This window comes from Methylobacterium tarhaniae (assembly GCF_001043955.1).
GTDB lineage: Bacteria > Pseudomonadota > Alphaproteobacteria > Rhizobiales > Beijerinckiaceae > Methylobacterium > Methylobacterium tarhaniae.
Genome location: NZ_LABZ01000331.1, coordinates 1 through 3,777, shown reverse-complemented (window position 1 = coordinate 3,777; position 3,777 = coordinate 1). Strand labels below are relative to the sequence as shown.

The following is a 3,777-nucleotide window of genomic DNA, read 5'->3' as shown; positions in this document are numbered from 1 at the left end:
AGATGTTTATAAGAGCCAGGGCCCAGCCTCCCAGAGCCCCCGCCCCCAAGACAGGATCCCGCCATGGACGTCGTCGTCTCGGTCATCTCCCTGCTGCTGGTGCTCGTGCTGATCGCCCGGGGCGTGCCCGGCCGCAACCTGCTGGTCGTGCTCGCGGTGGCCCTGGCCGTGGTGGTGCTGGTCGTCGGGATCGAGCGGGCCGGCCTGTGGCCCGAGGCGTTTCACACCCGCTGAAGGACCCCGATGCCCGCCCTCCCCCTGGTGCTCTATCCGGATCCACGCCTGCGCCTGGCCGCCGCCCCGGTCGCCGCCTTCGACGAGGCCTTGCGGACCTTCGCCGGCGACCTCCTGGACACGCTGCTCTCGGTCTCGGCGCTGGGCCTGACCGGCCCGCATGTCGGCGCGCCGGTGCGGCTGACGATCATCCGGACGACGCTCGACCTCGCGCCGCGGGTCTATGTCAACCCGGAGCTGGTCTGGGCCTCGCCCGAGACCGCCCGCCACCGCGAGGGCAGCGTCTCGATGCCCGGCGTCGACGAGGAGGTCGAGCGCCCGGCCCGGGTGCGGCTGCGCTGGCACGACCTCGACGGCACGGCGCACGAGGCCGAGGAGGAAGGCTTCTCCGCCGCCTGCCTGCAGCACGAGATCGACCAGCTCGACGGCCTGTTCTGGATCGAGCGGCTGTCGCGCCTCAAGCGCGAGCGGGTGCTCAAGCGTTACGCCAAGTTGCGGCGGGGCTGACGCCCCTCGTCAGGACGCCTTGCCCGTCAAGCCGCCTTGGCCGAAGCCTTAACCGGGCCGGCCTCAGGGTGTCGTTTCCCTGCCGCACCGGAACGGCGGGCCCAGCCTGGCCGTTATCCCGGCAATCGGGCCGCCCCCAACCTCTCGCCCCAACCTCTCGGACGACGAGTCCCTCGGAAAGCCAATCCCTCTGAAAGGATGCCGATGCGCCCCCTCCGGATTCTCCTGATCCCCGCCGCCCTGCTGGCGACGACGCTCGCGGCCTCCGCCCAGCCCGGCCCGGCCTACCGCTACGGCCCGCGCGACATCGACGCGACCGGCACCGTCGGCGGTCGCGCCCCGTGGTCTGCGCCCTGGGTGTACGATACCGGCGGCGACAACGACCGCCGCCCCGAGCTGCCCGCCTACCAGCAGGGCGGCGGCCAGCAGACCGGCGGCCCGGCGCGCAACCTGCTGCCGGATGACGGGCTGCACCTCTTCCCGCGCTGAGCCGGGCCCTCACTCCGTGCCGGCGGCCGGATCGCCGGCCCCCGGCTCGGCCGCCCTCCGCCGCACGCTCGCCCGCTCGCCGGCTTCCGCGGCGCATTTGTCGGCGTGGATCGCCCGGTTGACCACCTGGAGGTTCCCCACGCCCCAATAGCCGAGGAGCTCGGGCCAGGGCCGCGCCCGCTCCTCGCGCCAGATCCGGTAGAGCGGCACCCGGTGGTCGACCTCGGCCGTCCTCAGCAGCCGCTTGCCGGACTGGGCGCAGCGATGGCCCTGGCGGCGCTTCAGTTCCTTCACGTGGTCGGCCGGCGCGATCCAGAACTTCCAGGCGGTGACGCAGGCCGCGTGCCACGCGGCGTTGCGGTTGGGCGCGCCCGTGCCCCACAGGTCGCGGTGCCAGCCGAAGCGGTAGACCGGCTGGCCGCAGATGCAGCAATGCCCCTTCCCCAAGGCATAGGGCGCCTCGCGGAACGGCGCCGGCGGCATCCGGAAGCTGAAGGCGAGGCCCTTCTCGGCGAGCGCCGTCTCCGACAGGTCCTCCCCGGCCTTGCCGCGGCGCCTTGTGTCGGGAGGACTCCCCATGCCGAGACGCCAGGTCCAGCCCTCGGGCTGGCCGGACGCGGCGGCGAGCGCCCGGGCCAGCCGGTCGGCCCGCAAGATGTGGTGGCGCCAGTAACTCTCGACGGCGAGCCGCGGCGTGGGCGGCACCAGAGGCCGCGACAGGGCGTGACGCAGCACCGGGAGCGGAAACACGGCCGGCAGGGATTTCTCCAGCCGCGCCCGGGCGGCGGCGTTGCGCGCCTCCCGCCACGGGACGGCGGCCGAGGGCGCCTTGCCCGCCGGTCCATCCTCCGCGGCAGCCGCCATCGCCGGCAGCCGCTCCGTCAGGGTCGGCTTGGCCGTCTTCGCGTGTTTCGCCTTGGTTGGCTTCGCCTTGGCCGCTCGCTTCGCCATGCCGGTCCCGAATCGGCCCGCACCGGCCGCGGCCAGGGCATAACGCCGAAGCGTCGCCGCACAAATCCCCGGAAGCGCGCGGGAGCGCTCGTGCCGATCCCGCGCCCGCTCCGCTGGTCCGCGGCGGAATGCCGCCTATCTGACCACGGCAACGCTCGCGGCGCCGGGAGGCGCCGCCCAACCGTGCATCGCCCGCCCCAGGAGCCACGCCGCCGCCATGACCGCCTCCCTCCTCGGCCGCCTGCGCCTCGCCGTCCTGGCGCTCAGCCTCGCCACCACCCTCTCGGCCTGCGACGCGGTCAACCGGGTGCCGACCCTGGAGGAGGCCGCCAAGTCGCGCTGGGGCGAGGTGCAGAACCAGTACCAGCGCCGCGCCGACCTGATCCCCAACCTCGTCGAGACCGTGAAGGGCTACGCCCAGCAGGAGAAGGACGTGCTGGTGCAGGTCACCGAGGCCCGCGCCAAGGCGAGTTCGGTCAAGGTCGATGCCTCGACGGTCAGCGACCCGCAGAAGTTCCGCGAGTTCCAGGACGCCCAGAACCAGCTCTCCGGAGCGCTCGGCCGGCTCCTCGTCACCGTCGAGCGCTACCCCGAGTTGAAGTCGAACGCCAACTTCCTGGCCCTGCAATCGCAGCTCGAGGGCACCGAGAACCGCATCGCGGTGGCGCGGCGCGACTACATCCAGGCGGTGCAGGCCTACAACACCGAGATCCGCACCATCCCGGGCCGCTGGATCGCCTCCACCCTCTACCCGGAGGCCAAGCCGATGGAGGCCTTCACCGCCACCCCCGATGCCAGCCGCCCGCCGAACGTGAAGTTCTAGGCAGAGTCCGCGAAGGTGGTGGCCGGTCTTGCGACACGAATCTGCGACAGAACACCGACCTGAGCGGGCGAGGCGTCGGCAAGCCGACGCAAGCCTGCCCGGGCCGCCGAGGGCGATGCGCAGGAGACCGGGCGCCGGCCTCTTCGTCCTCCTCCGGATCCCCCTCTTCCTGATCCTCTGGGCCGGCGCGGCTGCCGCCCTCGACCTGCCGCCGCTCACCGGCCGGGTGGTCGACGGCGCCGGCCTGCTGCGGCCGGAGGAGCAGGCGGCGCTCTCGGCGAAGCTCAAGGCGCACGAGGACAGGACCACCGACCAGGTCGTGGTCGCCACCGTTCCGTCGCTCCAGGGCACCTCGGTCGAGGATTTCTCCAACCGCCTGTTCCGCGCCTGGGGCCTCGGCACCAGGGCGCGGAACAACGGCGTGCTGCTCCTCGTGGCGCCCGCCGAGCGCAAGGTCCGGATCGAGGTCGGCTACGGCCTCGAAGGCGCGCTGACCGATGCCCTGTCCAAGGTGATCATCGCGAGCGCGGTGGCGCCGAAGTTCAAGGCCGGGGATTTTCCCGGAGGCATCCAGGCGGGCGTGGACGGGATCCTCGGCATCCTCTCCGGCGACGCCGCTGAGTGGCAGCGCCGGGCCGAGGTGCGCGAGGATTCGGGCGGCACCCTCGACCCGGTCCTGGTGATGATCCTGCTCGTGGTGATCGGCTTCGTGCTCGTCCGGCTCCTGACCGGCGGAGGCGGCGGGCCGGGCCGGCCGCATCGCCGGTCAGGAG

The 3,777-nt window shown here is 73.0% G+C and carries 6 protein-coding genes; 5 read left to right on the top strand and 1 reads right to left on the bottom strand.

Annotation, left to right across the window (positions count from 1 at the left end; genetic code table 11):
- Positions 1 to 63 precede the first annotated feature (63 nt).
- The 3 genes from VQ03_RS34085 to VQ03_RS29735 all read left to right on the top strand — a co-directional run bounded on the left by VQ03_RS34085 (position 64) and on the right by VQ03_RS29735 (position 1,230).
- On the top strand, positions 64 to 234 hold the full coding sequence (locus tag VQ03_RS34085; protein ID WP_167376147.1) for a hypothetical protein: 171 nt from the start codon (positions 64 to 66) through the stop codon (positions 232 to 234).
- 9 nt (positions 235 to 243) lie between these two features.
- Positions 244 to 741: a peptide deformylase gene (locus VQ03_RS29740; RefSeq protein ID WP_048454541.1), complete on the top strand. Its 498-nt coding sequence runs from the start codon at positions 244 to 246 to the stop codon at positions 739 to 741.
- 204 nt (positions 742 to 945) lie between these two features.
- Entirely contained in the window at positions 946 to 1,230 is a 285-nt protein-coding gene (locus tag VQ03_RS29735; protein WP_425350113.1) for a hypothetical protein, read from the top strand.
- A gap of 9 nt (positions 1,231 to 1,239) precedes the next feature.
- Here the strand turns inward: VQ03_RS29735 and VQ03_RS29730 are convergent, their stop codons facing one another.
- Positions 1,240 to 2,094, bottom strand: coding sequence for a hypothetical protein (locus VQ03_RS29730; RefSeq protein ID WP_048454542.1), 855 nt, complete (start codon positions 2,092 to 2,094; stop codon positions 1,240 to 1,242).
- A gap of 304 nt (positions 2,095 to 2,398) precedes the next feature.
- On the opposite strand from VQ03_RS29730, the gene VQ03_RS29725 reads away from it, so the two are divergent.
- Together VQ03_RS29725 and VQ03_RS29720 are read left to right on the top strand one after the other, a co-directional pair.
- Entirely contained in the window at positions 2,399 to 3,004 is a 606-nt protein-coding gene (locus VQ03_RS29725) for a LemA family protein (RefSeq protein WP_048454539.1), read from the top strand.
- Positions 3,005 to 3,119: 115 nt separating this feature from the next.
- Positions 3,120 to 3,777 (top strand): TPM domain-containing protein (locus VQ03_RS29720; protein ID WP_048454538.1); only part of this gene is annotated, 658 nt, incomplete at its 3' end.

Coding starts and splice junctions, on each gene's coding strand:
- VQ03_RS34085 (WP_167376147.1), top strand. CDS start 64: ATGGACGTCGTCGTCTCGGTCATCTCCCTGCTGCTGGTGCTCGTGCTG.
- VQ03_RS29740 (WP_048454541.1), top strand. CDS start 244: ATGCCCGCCCTCCCCCTGGTGCTCTATCCGGATCCACGCCTGCGCCTG.
- VQ03_RS29735 (WP_425350113.1), top strand. CDS start 946: ATGCGCCCCCTCCGGATTCTCCTGATCCCCGCCGCCCTGCTGGCGACG.
- VQ03_RS29730 (WP_048454542.1), bottom strand. CDS start 2,094: ATGGCGGCTGCCGCGGAGGATGGACCGGCGGGCAAGGCGCCCTCGGCC.
- VQ03_RS29725 (WP_048454539.1), top strand. CDS start 2,399: ATGACCGCCTCCCTCCTCGGCCGCCTGCGCCTCGCCGTCCTGGCGCTC.